Origin of the sequence: Thioalkalivibrio sp. ALgr1, assembly GCF_000378285.1 — a bacterium.
GTDB lineage: Bacteria > Pseudomonadota > Gammaproteobacteria > Ectothiorhodospirales > Ectothiorhodospiraceae > Thioalkalivibrio.
In genome coordinates this window covers 370,588-383,823 of the sequence record NZ_KB905133.1, presented here as the reverse complement: position 1 = coordinate 383,823, position 13,236 = coordinate 370,588, and the positions used below count along the sequence as shown (strand labels likewise).

Genomic DNA, 13,236 nt, shown 5'->3' with positions numbered 1-13,236 from the left:
AGCAGTCCGATGGCGGTCCCCCATCCGGTGGCCCCGGTGCTCGGGGTGGCGGTGGTTCCAAGGGCGGCTCCGTAATCAGGGTTCCGCGCGGGGTGCCGGGACGTGGTCGTTTAGGTCAATGGCAGGTGGTTGACGATCACCGAGTTCTGCCAGAACAGGGTCAGCAGGACGATCGGCGCGATATAGCGCAGGATCAGACGCCAGATATGAAAGGCTAGTGGTGGCCGCCCCAGCTCGTCGCGTGTGATCCTCACCGGCAGGATCCAGCCGGCAAACAGTGCGATCAGTAGGCCGCTGACCGGCAGCAGGATGTTGATGGCCGTGTGTTCCAGCAGGTGGTAGAGCGTCGGCAACTCGCGCCCCAGCACGACCAGGTCGATCTGGGCCCAGCCGGCCCCGGTAAACGAGAACATGGTGATCAGGCTGAAAGCCCAGATGCCCAGCGCGCTGCCCAGGGCAGCCTTCAGGCAGGAGATGCCAAAGTGTTCGTGCAGCAGGTGCACGAATACCTGGACGTTCGCGATCATGGTGCTGAAGGCCGCGAGGCTTAGCGCCGCGAAGAACAGCGTCGTGAGCAGGACCCCCGCCGGGATCGCGGACAGGGCCAGCGGCAGGGCCTCGAACATCAGGCCGGGCCCGGCGGCGGGATCGAGGCCATAGCCAAAGACCACCGGGAAGATCGCGACCCCTGCGATCAGTGCGATCACGGTGTCGGCGATCGCAACCCCGATGGCCGTGCCGGCGATGGAGGTTTTCCTGGGAAGATAGGCGCCAAACATCATCAGCACGCCGGCTGCCAGGGTCATGGTAAAGAACGCGTGCCCGACCGCGATCAGCAGGCTGTGTCGGTCGAGGGCGGAGAAGTCCGGGCGGAACATGAAGTCCAGAGCGGTTTCGGCGTCGCCGACCCAGAGACCGCCAACCATGGCGGCCAGCAGCAGCCCGAACAGCAGCGGCATCACCAGTGCTACACCGCGTTCCAGCCCGTTGCGTAGCCCCAGGGCCACAATCGCGAAGGTCGCCGCAAGGACCAGTGTAGTCCACAGCAGCATCCCCTGAAGCGATGTCTGAACGCCTTCGAAGATCGCGATGACCTCGGGCGCGTCTACCCCGGCGAAGGCCCCGCTGGCGGCCCGTGGCACATAGGAGAAGACCCAGCCGGTGACCACGGCGTAGAAGGTCATGATCACGAACAGGGCGATGATCCCGACCCAGCCAACCATCTGCCAGGCGTCGCGGACGCGCGCCTCGCGGGCGACGGCCAGTGCCGCGTACCCCGGAGAACGGCGCCCGCGCCGTCCGATCATCACCTCGGCCATCATGATCGGGATTCCGATCAGGGCAATGGTCAGCAGGTACACGGCCAGAAAGGCGCCGCCGCCGTTCTGGCCGAGGATGTAGGGAAACTTCCAGATGTTGCCGAGCCCGACCGCCGAGGCGGTGGCGGCCAGCACGAACGCATAGCCATGCGTCCAGCGCTGCCGGGTGGCGACGATGTCCATCAGCGGTGGACTGAAGGTCGGGTCAGGTAATCACATCGGGTTGGTCGCGCCCGGTCAGGCCCGGCAGGTCACCCAGCCGCACGGCAGCCTCGATCAGCGGACGCAGCAGCTCCTGCGGCTCGCGGTCCAGGTGCTCCGGGTGGGTCTCGTACTGCTCGATGTAGATGCGCAGGGTCGCTCCTTCAGTGCCAGTCCCGGAGAGACGGAACACGATGCGCGCGCCGCCCTCGAACAGGACCCGCAGGCCCTGGTGCTCGGTCACGCTGCCATCCACCGGGTCGCGGTAGGCGAAGTCGTCCGCCTCCGTGACACGCATGCCGGCGAGCGACTGCCCCGGGAGGCTCGAGAGCTGTTCGCCGATGCGCGCCATCACCTGTTCGGCGCGGGCGGTGTCCAGCCCTTCGTAGTCATGCCGCGTGTAGTAGTGGCGACCGTAGTCGCGCCAGTGATCGCGCACGATCTCTTCCACCGACTGGCGGCGGGCGGCCAGCAGGTTCAGCCAGAACAGCACGGCCCACAGGCCATCCTTCTCGCGCACATGATCGGAGCTGGTGCCAAAGCTCTCCTCGCCGCACAGGCGGATGCGGCCGTCGTCCAGCAGGTTGCCGAAGAATTTCCAGCCGGTGGGTGTCTCGAAGCAGGGGATGCCGAGCGCCTCGGCGACCACGTCCACCGCCTGGCTAGTCGGCATGCTGCGCGCCACACCCTTCAGCCCGTTGGAGAACGCGGGGATCAGGTGGGCGTTGGCCGCCATGATGGCCAGGCTGTCGGACGGCGTGACGAAGAAATTCGGGCCCAGGATCAGATTGCGGTCGCCGTCGCCGTCGGAGGCCGCGCCAAAGTCCGGCGGGTTGCGCCCGTACAGGGCCTCGCACAGCTCGCGGGTATGGGCCAGGTTCGGGTCCGGGTGGCGTCCGCCGAAATCGGCCAGTGGTTCCGCACGCAGCAGGGTTTCGGCGGGGGCGCCCAGGCGGTTGATCAGGATTTCCTCGGCGTAGGGCCCCGTGACCGCATGCATCGCGTCGAAGCGCATGCGGAAAAAGTCCGAGCGCAGCAGTTCGCCGATGCGTTCGAGGTCGAACAGTGTCTCCATGTGGTCGGCGTAGGCACCCACGGGGTCGACGACCTCGATCGACATCTCGCCGAGATGGGTGGTGTGCAGATGATCGATATCGACGTGCGGCGTGCCGCTGGCGATGCGGTAATGGGTGAGCGACTTGCTGTGCTCGAAGATGGCATCGGTGACGCCGGGCGGTGCGGGCCCGCCGTTGGCCGTGTTCAGCTTGACACCGAAGTCTCCCTCCGGCCCTCCGGCGTTATGGGAGGCCGAGAGGATGATGGCGCCGGTGGCACCGCGCGAGCGGATCAGGTGGCTGGCGGCCGGGGTCGACAGGAGTCCGGCATAGCCGATCGCGACCTTCTTGACGTCGTTGGCCGCGGCCATGCGCAGGATGGTCTGGATCGCCTCGCGGTTGTGGAAGCGGCCATCCCCGCCGAGGATTAGCTCCCCTTCGCACAGGCTCGGGTGTGCCTCGAAGATGCTCTGGATGAAGTTTTCCAGATAGTGAGGCTGCCGGAACTGCCGTACCCGCTTGCGCAGGCCCGAGGTGCCGGGCTTCTGGTCGTTGAATGGCCGGGTCGTGACGACACTGATATCCATGAAGTCGTGAGTCCTTTTAGGTTGCACGCCGGGGATTCTCTTCTGGTTTGACGGTACCAAAAAGGGCTCGGGGTGTCCCGTGCCGGGCGAAGGGTTTGCGCATGGTTTTCGACACCCGCTGCGTGCCGCGCGCCTCGGAAGCGATGGATTCGGCTTGTATCGAGGCGGAAAGTCGATCGTGCAGAACCGGACATTATTCCTTGCGGGTACATTGGCCTGTGGTTGCCCGGGGGCTGTTAGACTGCGCGGCATGTTGCTGGATACCCGCACCCCCGCCCACCTCGAGCCGCGCCCGGTGACCTTCGCGGCGCTGATGGAGATGTACGAGGAGAACTACCTGTCCATACGGCGTCTGTGCCCCGAGTTGCACTGTCAGCCGGTGCACTCGGTCTCGCGGGTCGAGGGGGCGCTGGATCTGCATCTGGAGGTGCTGGAGCGCACGCGGTACACGACCACGCTGCGACTGACCTATGCCTTTGCCGGGCGCGATGAACCGCGCCTGCAGCCGGATGCCCGGGTGCGCCTGTTCCACGATGCGCGGCAGGCCGAGGTGCTGGGGCGTCACTGCCGGCGCAGCGGCGAGGACCTGGTGATCGACACGATCGCGGGGCACCCGGGGCTGGGCTGCCGCTGGCGGCACAACCGCTTTCTGTTCAAGTGGCTGCGCTACTGCCTGCGCCAGGGCCACCGCTTTCACCCGGACGCCACGCCCGCGCCGCTGGCGACGGACTAGTGCCCTGCCGGAGCAGGCTTGCCGGTCAGGTCAGAAGTTTTCGGTGGAGGTAAACAGGCCCACACGCAGGTCATGGGCCTCGTAGATCGGCCGGCCATCGACCTCGACGATGCCGTCGCCAATGCCGAGCACCAGCTTGCGCGAGATCACCCGCTTCATGTCGATGCGGTAGGTGACCTTCTTCGCGGTGGGCAGGACCTGACCGGTGAACTTCACTTCGCCCACACCCAGGGCGCGGCCGCGGCCGGGGTTGCCCAGCCAGGCCAGATAAAAGCCGACCAGCTGCCACATCGCGTCCAGCCCCAGGCAGCCGGGCATCACGGGATCACCAGGGAAGTGACAGGCGAAGAACCACAGGTCTGGATTGATATCCAGCTCGGCGATCATCTGGCCCTTGCCATGTTCGCCGCCATCGCTGTTGATCTCCAGGACACGATCCATCATCAGCATGTTGGGGACCGGCAACTGGGCGTTGCCCGGGCCAAACATGTCGCCGTAGCCGCAGGCCAGGAGTTCGTCGCGATCGTACTGATTTTTCTGCATGGGGGCGCCGCTCGGGGAAAAGCCCGGTATTGGACCGAAACCCGCGCCTAAAAGCAATTGTGCCGGGCGAGGGCGCTGGCCGCCGGGCGGCGCCAGAGACGCAAGAATCAGGCGTCGGACGGGTAGCGCAGCAGCTCGGCCAGGGTGTAGAAGCGCGACCCGCGCAGGTAGCCGGCCTGGATGTCGGCCACCAGGGCACCGGGGCGGCCCTCGGCGTCGCGCTCGGCGATCCAGGACGCGGGCAGGGTGTCTAGGATGTGCGTGCAGGCCAGTCGACCATCTTCCAGGTGGCTGGCATGCACCTCGCCCGTACCTCGATGACGGAACGCGGGCAGCCAGCCGGCGGTGAAGCCGGCATCCAGCCAGCCGGGTTGTTCCATGCGTTCTGGGCCGGCGATGGGAAGCAGGTCGGTCTGCAGCATTGGGATTCTCCGGAGATTTACCCTCCCTATCGGCGCGCTTGTCGCAAACTTGAGCCAGGGGGCGCGCACCGGATGGTTGGATCGGCCATAATCGCGGCGGGGAGAACCGGCGACAGGTGAGTGCCGGTTGCAAGCAGGGTAGGTGTGGGGCCCGGCGTGTCCGGGCGACAGGCAGGACCGACGAGGGGGTGGCGTGGCGATCACAATCCTGATGGTGACTCTGGCGATCGTGGTCGCCATCGTGCTGCTGGACTGGGCGCGGAATCCGGTGCGCACGGTGCTGCTTGCGATCACGGGCGGGCTGGTCCACCTGGTATGTGCGCTGCGCCGGCATCTCGTACATGTGCGGGATGCCGTGACCGGTTGGCATCGCCGGTATCTGGCACGGCTGGAGGCCGATCGTATCCACGGGGCGGTGGAGGCCCTGGAACGTCGGTATGCCCACCTGGTGGGGCATGACCTGGCGCAGATGCCGCAGCTTCGCCAGGAGTCCACCGAAACCTTGCGCGCCCTGCGCGAGGCCTACGAACGGGACGAGACCCGCCTGCTCGAGGAACCCGCCTGGGTAAGCCGTCTCGAGGCACTGGCCAGCACCCCCGTCAGTGATACCCCGCAGAGTCAGCGTCTCGCGCAGGATCTCCAGGAGACGATCCTGCGTATCGCGCGGCTGGGCATGGAGGAACACCGGCAGCTGGCGCAGGGCATGCTGGCCGCCCGGCGGCGGCTGGAGAGCCCGGTGGATCAGCTGGTCGGCCGTCTGGAGGGTCTGCAAAGGCGTCTGGGCGACCTGCAGCGTCAGGGGGGCCGCCTGGACCACGCCCTGACGCGCTGCGAGCAGACCGAGCCTTCGATCCGCCATCAGATGCCTTCGTATATCCAGGCCGTCAGCCAGGGTTTGCTGGGCCTGCTGGGGCTTGCGCTGACGGTGCTGGCGGTCACGGTGTACCACCAGCTCTTCGGGCCGCCGTTTGACGGGCAGTTCCCGGGTGCCGAGGACGCGGGGCCCGGGACGCTCTCGGATCGGATCATTGCGCTGCTGCTGGGGATTGCGCTGGTAAGCGGGTGGCTGCTGGCCGAGAGCCGCGGGGCGGTCCGGCTGCTGCCGCAGGCGGTGATGGAGCGCGACAACTGGGCCCGAATGGGCCTGGTGGTCACGGCATTGCTGGTGCTGGCCGCCGTGGTGGTGCTGTCGGGCCTGGCCGGTTATCACCTGGAGTGGGTCCGCTATCGCAACGATTTGCTGGAGACCCTGATGGCCGGGGAGGTCGCGCCACCGCCCACGCTGTACTGGACCGAGCAGATGGTTGGTGCGGCGGTCGGGCTGGTGGTGCCGCTGGTGGTGGCGCTTGCGCCGCTGTGGCTGGTCTCCCTCCTGCAGGCGATACGGGTGCTGGTCGGAGGGCTTCTTGGCATCCTGCTGGCGCTGCTGACGGGTGTGCTGCACCTGCTTGCCGTGATTGCATTGCAGCTGCGCAGGCTGCTGCCGGCCCTGTTCGAGCTGGTCACATTCCCGGCGCGCGCGGTGCGCGAACGGCTCGCGGACCGTTCGACGTCGGCCCGGGATGCGGATGCCGGAGTGTGACGCGGATCACCCCGCAGGCGGTGCGTTGCCGCGAGCCACGAATGCCACTGTAGAATGCGCCCCCGGCCATGCAGGCGACGTTGACTCCATGGTCGGATCAGGCAACCAGGCGAGAGGCAGGACATGGGCATGCAGATGCAGCGGGTGATGCGCGGACTTACGGTATCCGGGATTCTGATCCTGGGCGGCTTGACCGCGACGGCGGTGATGGCCGAGACCACGCGTTTCGTCAGCGACGAGCTGGAGGTCGGGGTGCGGAATGGCACCGGGCCGAACAGCCGCATTATCAGTTCAGTGCGCTCGGGTCAGGAGGTCACGGTGCTCGAGGAGAGCGGCGATGGCCATACCCGTATTCGCCTGCCCAGCGGCACCGAGGCCTGGATCCTGACCCGTTACCTGCAGGACGAGCCGCATTCCCGTGAGCGCCTGGAAGAGGTCGAGGCCGAGCTGGCCGAGATTCGCTCGGGTGCGGACGACCAGGAAGGCCGGATTGCCGAACTGCTGGATACCCGCCGCGAACTCGAAGCCGAGCGCGATGGCCTGGAGACGCAGGTGGCGGACATGGAGTCCGAGCTCGAGGAGCTGCGCGACGTCGCGGAACGGCCGCAGGAGATCCAGCGCGAAAACCGGCGCCTGGAAAGCGAGCTGGTAGAGGCCCGTGATTCCGCGGACGAGTATCGCCGCCAGGTGGAGGTGATGCAGGCCGACAGCCAGCGGCGGTGGTTCATGACGGGTGCGGCGGTGACGGTTGGCAGCCTGATTCTTGGCATTATCCTGACGCGCATCCCATTGCGCCGCCGCCGCAGCGACTGGTACTGATCCCCCCTTCCGTCTCCGGGGTTGCCCGGGGACGCGCGCCGAAACGTGCCCCCATACGCGTTTCTTGCGTGCCGGCGATCGAGCCATTAGGCTTTCGCAGCTGTTTTGAAGCCGTCGCCGGTGGTCCTTGGTGGCGGACGCAACTCCAGGAGCGTGATTCCGGGCAGGTCGTACGGGGTCACGCGGATAACGCCCGACGCAAAAGGACTCAGCTGGCCGGATGCTCTACGCAATTCTGTCAACATTCCTGGTGGCCGCGATCGCACCCGCGGTCCATCGTGTCACCGGTCGCGCCAGCGGCTGGGTGCTGGGGCTCCTCCCGGCGGCGCTGTTCCTCTATTTCCTGAGTTTCCTCCCTGCGGTCTCCGCCGGCGAGTCCATCGTGCTCAGCTGGCCCTGGCTGCCGGGGCTGGATATCCACCTGTCGTTCCTGGTGGACGGCCTGTCGCTGCTGTTCGCGCTGCTGATCTCGGGTATCGGGTTCTTCATCGTCACCTATGCCGGGCGCTATCTCGAGGGGCACCGCGACCTCGGGCGCTTCTACGTGATTATCCTGGCCTTCATGGGCTCCATGCTGGGGCTGGTGCTGGCGGACAACCTCATTGCGATGTTCGTGTTCTGGGAGCTGACCAGCATCACGTCCTATCTGCTGATCGGCTATAACCACGAGAACGCGGACGCCCGGAAGTACGCACTGCAGGGCCTGATTGTCACGGTCGGTGGCGGCCTGGCGCTGCTCGCCGGGATCATCATGCTGGCGATGGCCGGCGGCTCCTACGAGCTCTCCGAGATCCTGGCCAACGGCGATGTCGTCCGCGAACACGCGCTGTACCTGCCTTTACTGATTCTGATACTGATCGGGGCCTTTACCAAGTCGGCCCAGGTCCCGTTCCACTTCTGGCTGCCGCGTGCGATGGCCGCGCCGACGCCGGTCTCCGCCTATCTGCACTCGGCCACCATGGTGAAGGCCGGGGTGTACCTGATGGCGCGCCTGAATCCTTCGCTGGGTGGGACCGATATCTGGTTCACCACGCTCGCGCTGTTCGGCGCGATCACGATGTTCACGGGCGTCTTCCTGGCCTTCCGCAGCACGGGCGTGAAGCAGGTCCTGGCCTATTCCACCGTGATGGCGCTGGGCACGCTGACCATGCTGATTGGTATCGGCACCGAGACCGCGCTGATGGCCGCGATGGCCTTCCTGCTGGCGCATTCTCTGTACAAGGGCGCGCTGTTCATGGTCGCCGGCATCCTCGACCACGAGGCTGGGGCCAAGGACTTCCTGCAAACCGGGGGGCTGCGCACCGCGCTGCCGATCACGGCCGCCTTCGCGATTCTTGCAGCGTTGTCGCTGGGTGGGGTTATTCCGCTGTTCGGCTTTGTTGCCAAGGAGCTGATGCTGGAGTCGGTGCTCGAGGCACCGGGTCTGGTGGGTATCCTGACGCTGCTGGCGGTACTGACCGCGATCCTCGGGGTGGCGGTCGCCGCGATCGTCGGCATCCGGCCGTGGTTCGGGGCTCGGGTGGAAACACCCAAGACCCCGCACCACGAGGCACCGCCGGCGATGCTGGCCGGCCCGGTCGTGCTGGCGAGCCTGGGACTGATCTTTGGCCTTGGGCCGGGGCTGGCGGACGACGGGCTGGTCAACGCCGCGGCGGCGAGCGTGCAGGGCGCGCCGGTGGATGGTTACCTGGCGCTGTGGCACGGCATTAACTGGCCGCTGGCGATCTCCGCGTTCAGCCTGGTCGCGGGTGGTCTGCTCTACTGGCGCTGGGAGCAGGCGCGTCGGGCCCTGGCCTGGGTCGATCGGGCCGCTGAATACGGCCCGGAGAAGGGCTACTTCAAGATGATGGATGGCCTGGTCTGGATCTCCGAATGGCAGACCCGGGTCCTGCAGAACGGCTATCTGCGCTACTACGTGATCGTGATCGTCGCGATGACCGCGGGCCTGGTCGGAGTGACCGCGCAGCTGTTCAACGTGAGTGTCGGCACGGCGCACTTCGAGCGCCTGCAGATCCACGAGATGGCCATTATCGCCATCCTGGTGGCGTCGATGCTGTTCGCGGTGCTGACGCGCTCGCGTCTGGGCGCCGTGGCAGCGCTGGGCTCTCTGGGCTTTACGGTCGCCCTGGTGTACGTGCTGTACAGCGCGGCCGATGTGGGGATCACCCAGGTGCTGGTTGAGACCCTGACGGTAATCCTGCTGGTGCTGGTGCTGTTCCGCCTGCCGGGCTTCTTGAATCTGTCGTCTACCGCGCTGCGGCTGCGCGATGCCGGTATCGCGCTGGTCACCGGCGGCATGATCACGCTGCTGATGCTGAGCACAATGGATGCGCGCCTGTTCGACTCGATCTCGCAGTACTTCATCGAGGAGTCGGAGCCCTCGGGCTATGGCCGTAACATCGTGAACGTGGTGCTGGTGGACTTCCGGGCACTGGATACGCTGGGCGAGATCTTCGTGCTGGCCCTGGCCGCGATCGGGGTGTACGCGATGATTCGCTTCCGTGCGGAGGACCACCGCCGATGAACATGCACTCGCTGATCCTGCGCACGGCCGGGCACTTTCTGCTGCCGCTGCTGCTGCTGTTCTCCGTGTTCCTGCTGCTGCGCGGCCACGACGAGCCGGGTGGCGGGTTTATCGGTGGCCTGGTCGCGGCGGCGGCGATCGTGTTGTACCTGTTTTCCATGGACATCCGCTCCGCGCGCAAGGTGCTGCGCGTGGACCCGCGCGACCTGCTGGGTGCCGGCATGGTGCTGGCGGTCGTGAGCGCACTGCCCGCGGCCTTCCTGGGGCAGGCGTTCTTCACGGCCCAGTGGTGGGAATTCACGGCCCCGGTCTTCGGCGAGATCAAGCTCTCTACCGTGCTGATCTTCGATATCGGCGTCTATCTCGTCGTGATCGGGTCGGTGCTGACGATCATGCTCAACCTGGCGGAGGCAGAAGACTGATGGAAGTCGTCATGGCCTTCGTGGTCGGCGGTATGTACGCCGCGGCCATCTACATGATGCTCCGGCGCTCGATCGTCAAGCTGGTGATCGGCCTGGTGCTGCTGTCGAACGCGGCCAACCTGCTGATCTTTACGCTGGCCGGCATGCTGCCGGGCGCGCCGCCGCTGATCCCGCCGGGTGCCACGGTTCCTGAAGGGCTGTCGGCCGATCCGCTGGCGCAAGCCGTGGTGCTGACCGCGATCGTGATCGGCTTCGGCGTACTGGCATTCGCCGTAGTGTTGATACATCGCGCCTACGAGGTGGTGAAGGTCGATGATCTGGACCAGATGAAGGACACGGATCGATGAATATGTCCGTTGCCCTTCCGGTCATCATCCCGCTGCTCGCCGGCGCGCTGTCGGTGATGTTCTGGCGCTCGCATTTCGCGCAGCGTGCGCTGGGCGTGCTCGGCACTGGCGCCATGCTGGCGGCCACCGTCTGGCTGCTGATGGAGACCTGGGAGAACGGCCATGTCGTGATGGAGATGGGCTCCTGGCCGGCGCCGTTCGGGATCGTGCTGGTCTCCGACATGCTGGCGGCGATCATGGTGGTGCTGACTGGCATCATCGGCTTTGCGACCGCGATCTATTCGCTCTCGGGCATCGGCAAGATGTCGGAGAAGTTCGGCTACTACCCGTTGCTGCATCTGCTGCTGGCGGGCGTGAACGGCGCGTTCCTGACCGGCGACATCTTTAACCTCTATGTCTGGTTCGAGGTGATGCTGGTCGCGTCGTTTGCGCTGCTGATCCTGGGTGGCGAGCGCTCGCAGATGGAAGGGGCGATCAAGTACGTCACCCTGAACCTGCTGTCGTCGATGATCTTCCTGACTGCGATCGGCCTGACCTACGGCCTGACCGGCACGCTGAACATGGCGGATATCGGCGACAAGCTCTCCACGGTGGAGGACACCGGGCTGATCACCGTGATCGCGATGCTGTATCTGGTCGCGTTCGGGGTGAAGGCGGCGGCGTTCCCGTTCTTCTTCTGGCTGCCGGCCTCTTATCACACGCCGAAGGTCGCGGTCTCCGCGCTGTTCGCGGGCCTGCTGACCAAGGTTGGGGTGTACGCGCTGTACCGCGTGTTCACACTGATCTTCAACCAGGATGTGGACTACACCCACGAGATCCTCCTGTGGGTGGCCGCGGCCACGATGCTGACCGGCGTGCTTGGGGCGGCCGCCCACTACGAGTTCCGGCGCATTCTGTCGTTCCACATCATCAGCCAGATCGGTTACATGATCATGGGTCTGGCACTGTTCACACCGCTGGCACTGGTCGGTGGGGTGTTCTACATCATGCACCACATCATCGTGAAGGCGAATCTGTTCCTGATCAGCGGGATCACCTTCGTGATGAAGGGGACCCATGAGCTCAAACTGATGGGCGGGGTCTACCGGACGAACCCGATGCTGGGCGTGCTGTTCCTGATCCCGGCGCTGTCACTGGCGGGTCTGCCGCCACTGTCCGGGTTCTTCGCCAAGTTCATCATCATCCGCGCTGGTATCGAGGCCGAGGCCTACTGGGCGGTGGGCGTGGCTCTGCTGGTGGGTCTGCTGACGTTGTATTCGATGATCAAGATCTGGGCCGAGGTGTTCTGGAAGGCGCAGCCGGAGGGCGTCGAGGGCGAGCTCCGTGATGTCAGTTCGGGCCCGATGATCTGGATGTGGGTGCCGGTGATCATGCTGGCGCTGATGACCGTGGCCATTGGCCTGTACGGCGAGCCGATCTACCAGATGGCGGCGATGTCCGCCGAGCAGCTCCTGGATCCGTCGCAGTATATTGAGGCCGTGCTGGGAGAATCACGGCAATGATCGCGCTGACCTGGAATATCGCGCTGGCCCTGATCTGGGTGTTCCTGACCGGGAACTTCACAGGGGGCAATCTGCTGATCGGGTTCTTCCTCGGCTATGTCCTGCTGGCGTTCGCGCTGCGTGACAAGCCGGCCTTCGCGAGCTACGCGCGACGGGTGCCCAAGTTCATCGCCTTCATTGGGTTCTTCCTGTGGGAGCTGTTCCTGTCGAACCTGAAGGTCGCCTACGATGTGATGACGCCGACGCACCACATGGTGCCGGGCGTGATTGCCTTTCCGCTGGATGCGCAGACCGATGGCGAGATCACGATCGTCGCGAACCTGATCTCGCTGACACCGGGCACCCTGAGCCTGGACGTCTCGACCGACCGGAAGGTGCTCTACATCCATGTAATGTACCTGGAAGACCGCGATGCGGTGATTCGGTCGATCAAGTATCTGGAACACCGGGCCCTGGAGGTCCTGCGCTAGGCGCGGGGGACACAGATGTTCGAAATCGCCATCATCGTGGCCAATGTACTGCTCAGCATCTCCCTGGTGCTGGGGTTCTGGCGTCTCTATCTCGGGCCGACGCTGCCCGATCGCGTGGTGGCGCTGGAACTGATCGCGTCCCTGACCATTGGCTTTATCGCGGTGTACGTGATCTCCAGTGGCCGGACCCCGTTTATCGACGTGGCGATGGTGCTGGCCCTGACCGCCTTCCTCGCCGCGGTCGGATTTGCCCGCTATCTCGAGAAAGGGGGGCACCGCGAAGATGATTGAGCTACTGACGGCGTTGTTCCTGGTGTCCGGGGCCGCTTTCATGGTGGTGGCCGCGCTGGGGCTTGTCCGCATGCCGGATTTGCCGATGCGCCTGCACGCCACCACCAAGGCGGGTGTGCTTGGGGCCGGCCTGATGATGGTGGGGGTCGCCGTCTATTTCGGCGACGGGGGCGTGACCACCCGCGCCGTGGCAGTGATTGGTTTTCTGCTGCTGACGGCCCCGGTGGCCGCGCATGCGATCGGCCGTGCAGGGTATTTTGTCGGGGTGCCGTTGTGGGAACACACACGCTCCGACGAACTCAAGGGTCGCTACGACAACAAGACCCACACCCTTGCCTCGCCCCCGGAGATGAACGAGTCCTCCTCGGACGACGAACCCCGGCGCTAAGTCCGACCTGGCTGGCATCATGGTCGGTCAG

The 13,236-nt window shown here is 65.7% G+C and carries 14 protein-coding genes; 10 read left to right on the top strand and 4 right to left on the bottom strand.

All coding sequences use genetic code 11. The features are described from left to right. Positions 1-110: 110 nt before the first annotated feature. Both F466_RS0106210 and F466_RS0106205 read right to left on the bottom strand, forming a co-directional pair. The gene (locus F466_RS0106210; RefSeq protein WP_018993668.1) at positions 111-1,502 is read right to left on the bottom strand and encodes a sodium-dependent transporter; all 1,392 of its coding nucleotides are present in this window, start codon (positions 1,500-1,502) and stop codon (positions 111-113) included. A gap of 22 nt (positions 1,503-1,524) precedes the next feature. Further along, a complete protein-coding gene (locus F466_RS0106205) occupies positions 1,525-3,162 on the bottom strand; it encodes an alpha-D-glucose phosphate-specific phosphoglucomutase (RefSeq protein ID WP_012982155.1) in 1,638 nt (545 codons plus the stop codon). Between the two features lie 250 nt (positions 3,163-3,412). Between F466_RS0106205 and F466_RS0106200 the strand changes: the two genes are divergently transcribed. Next, positions 3,413-3,895, top strand: a complete 483-nt coding sequence (locus F466_RS0106200) for a DUF1249 domain-containing protein (protein WP_018993667.1) — start codon at positions 3,413-3,415, stop codon at positions 3,893-3,895. A gap of 30 nt (positions 3,896-3,925) precedes the next feature. Here the strand turns inward: F466_RS0106200 and fabA are convergent, their stop codons facing one another. Both fabA and F466_RS0106190 read right to left on the bottom strand, forming a co-directional pair. Then, positions 3,926-4,438, bottom strand: a complete 513-nt coding sequence (fabA, locus tag F466_RS0106195; RefSeq protein ID WP_012982157.1) for a 3-hydroxyacyl-[acyl-carrier-protein] dehydratase FabA — start codon at positions 4,436-4,438, stop codon at positions 3,926-3,928. A gap of 107 nt (positions 4,439-4,545) precedes the next feature. Next, positions 4,546-4,860, bottom strand: a complete 315-nt coding sequence (locus tag F466_RS0106190; protein ID WP_012982158.1) for a hypothetical protein — start codon at positions 4,858-4,860, stop codon at positions 4,546-4,548. Between the two features lie 193 nt (positions 4,861-5,053). Here F466_RS0106190 and F466_RS0106185 point away from each other — a divergent pair, with 193 nt between their 5' ends. From F466_RS0106185 to mnhG, 9 genes are all read left to right on the top strand, one after another. Continuing rightward, positions 5,054-6,442: a hypothetical protein gene (locus F466_RS0106185; RefSeq protein WP_012982159.1), complete on the top strand. Its 1,389-nt coding sequence runs from the start codon at positions 5,054-5,056 to the stop codon at positions 6,440-6,442. 129 nt (positions 6,443-6,571) lie between these two features. Then, complete coding sequence (locus F466_RS0106180) at positions 6,572-7,261, top strand: TIGR04211 family SH3 domain-containing protein (RefSeq protein WP_018138673.1); 690 nt, start codon at positions 6,572-6,574, stop codon at positions 7,259-7,261. 220 nt (positions 7,262-7,481) lie between these two features. After that, positions 7,482-9,785 (top strand): putative monovalent cation/H+ antiporter subunit A, encoded by a 2,304-nt coding sequence (locus tag F466_RS0106175; protein ID WP_018138674.1) that lies wholly within the window; start codon positions 7,482-7,484, stop codon positions 9,783-9,785. Next, positions 9,782-10,207, top strand: coding sequence for a Na+/H+ antiporter subunit B (locus F466_RS0106170; RefSeq protein ID WP_012982162.1), 426 nt, complete (start codon positions 9,782-9,784; stop codon positions 10,205-10,207). The genes F466_RS0106175 and F466_RS0106170 overlap by 4 nt, the downstream gene beginning before the upstream one ends. Further along, on the top strand, positions 10,207-10,554 hold the full coding sequence (locus tag F466_RS0106165) for a Na+/H+ antiporter subunit C (RefSeq protein WP_012982163.1): 348 nt from the start codon (positions 10,207-10,209) through the stop codon (positions 10,552-10,554). The genes F466_RS0106170 and F466_RS0106165 overlap by 1 nt, the downstream gene beginning before the upstream one ends. Next, positions 10,551-12,056 (top strand): Na+/H+ antiporter subunit D, encoded by a 1,506-nt coding sequence (locus F466_RS0106160; protein ID WP_018649001.1) that lies wholly within the window; start codon positions 10,551-10,553, stop codon positions 12,054-12,056. The genes F466_RS0106165 and F466_RS0106160 overlap by 4 nt, the downstream gene beginning before the upstream one ends. After that, the gene (locus F466_RS0106155) at positions 12,053-12,526 is read left to right on the top strand and encodes a Na+/H+ antiporter subunit E (protein ID WP_012982165.1); all 474 of its coding nucleotides are present in this window, start codon (positions 12,053-12,055) and stop codon (positions 12,524-12,526) included. Before F466_RS0106160 ends, F466_RS0106155 begins: the two co-directional genes overlap by 4 nt. A gap of 15 nt (positions 12,527-12,541) precedes the next feature. After that, the gene (locus F466_RS0106150) at positions 12,542-12,817 is read left to right on the top strand and encodes a cation:proton antiporter (protein ID WP_018138677.1); all 276 of its coding nucleotides are present in this window, start codon (positions 12,542-12,544) and stop codon (positions 12,815-12,817) included. Next, complete coding sequence (gene mnhG / locus F466_RS0106145) at positions 12,810-13,205, top strand: monovalent cation/H(+) antiporter subunit G (RefSeq protein ID WP_018138678.1); 396 nt, start codon at positions 12,810-12,812, stop codon at positions 13,203-13,205. Before F466_RS0106150 ends, mnhG begins: the two co-directional genes overlap by 8 nt. Positions 13,206-13,236 lie beyond the last annotated feature (31 nt).

Excerpts from the sequence above, each read along its gene's own strand:
- F466_RS0106210 (WP_018993668.1), bottom strand. The coding sequence starts at position 1,502 with ATGGACATCGTCGCCACCCGGCAGCGCTGGACGCATGGCTATGCGTTC.
- F466_RS0106205 (WP_012982155.1), bottom strand. The coding sequence starts at position 3,162 with ATGGATATCAGTGTCGTCACGACCCGGCCATTCAACGACCAGAAGCCC.
- F466_RS0106200 (WP_018993667.1), top strand. The coding sequence starts at position 3,413 with ATGTTGCTGGATACCCGCACCCCCGCCCACCTCGAGCCGCGCCCGGTG.
- fabA (WP_012982157.1), bottom strand. The coding sequence starts at position 4,438 with ATGCAGAAAAATCAGTACGATCGCGACGAACTCCTGGCCTGCGGCTAC.
- F466_RS0106190 (WP_012982158.1), bottom strand. The coding sequence starts at position 4,860 with ATGCTGCAGACCGACCTGCTTCCCATCGCCGGCCCAGAACGCATGGAA.
- F466_RS0106180 (WP_018138673.1), top strand. The coding sequence starts at position 6,572 with ATGCAGATGCAGCGGGTGATGCGCGGACTTACGGTATCCGGGATTCTG.
- F466_RS0106175 (WP_018138674.1), top strand. The coding sequence starts at position 7,482 with ATGCTCTACGCAATTCTGTCAACATTCCTGGTGGCCGCGATCGCACCC.
- F466_RS0106170 (WP_012982162.1), top strand. The coding sequence starts at position 9,782 with ATGAACATGCACTCGCTGATCCTGCGCACGGCCGGGCACTTTCTGCTG.
- F466_RS0106165 (WP_012982163.1), top strand. The coding sequence starts at position 10,207 with ATGGAAGTCGTCATGGCCTTCGTGGTCGGCGGTATGTACGCCGCGGCC.
- F466_RS0106160 (WP_018649001.1), top strand. The coding sequence starts at position 10,551 with ATGAATATGTCCGTTGCCCTTCCGGTCATCATCCCGCTGCTCGCCGGC.
- F466_RS0106155 (WP_012982165.1), top strand. The coding sequence starts at position 12,053 with ATGATCGCGCTGACCTGGAATATCGCGCTGGCCCTGATCTGGGTGTTC.
- F466_RS0106150 (WP_018138677.1), top strand. The coding sequence starts at position 12,542 with ATGTTCGAAATCGCCATCATCGTGGCCAATGTACTGCTCAGCATCTCC.
- mnhG (WP_018138678.1), top strand. The coding sequence starts at position 12,810 with ATGATTGAGCTACTGACGGCGTTGTTCCTGGTGTCCGGGGCCGCTTTC.